This window comes from Nocardioides malaquae, assembly GCF_015070385.1.
GTDB classification, from domain to species: domain Bacteria; phylum Actinomycetota; class Actinomycetes; order Propionibacteriales; family Nocardioidaceae; genus Nocardioides; species Nocardioides malaquae.
This window is the reverse complement of sequence record NZ_JADCSA010000321.1, coordinates 1-277: the sequence shown is the minus strand read 5'-3', so window position 1 is coordinate 277 and position 277 is coordinate 1. Positions and strand designations below refer to the sequence as shown.

Annotated in this window: 1 pseudogene; it reads right to left on the bottom strand. The window is 48.0% G+C overall.

The annotated features are described in order from the left end of the window. Positions 1–277 (bottom strand): annotated as a pseudogene (locus tag IEQ44_RS15770) (methionine adenosyltransferase); the annotation flags it as partial.

Here is a 277-nt window from a genome sequence, read left to right as displayed (position 1 = left end):
ATCCTTACGTAGCGCTGCAATTTTACGCATCAACCGATGGCTCAATGCGATTGGCAGTGGCATTAATTCAGGGGTTTCGTTGATGGCATAACCAAACATCATCCCTTGATCACCAGCACCGATTTGATCTAATGGGTCAGCATCGCCAGAACGCGTCTCCAAGGAATCATCGACCCCTTGCGCGATATCTGGTGATTGTTCATCCAATGAGACAAGGACGGCACAATTGTCACCGTCAAAGCCGTATTGACCATCAACATAGCCAATCGACTTGATC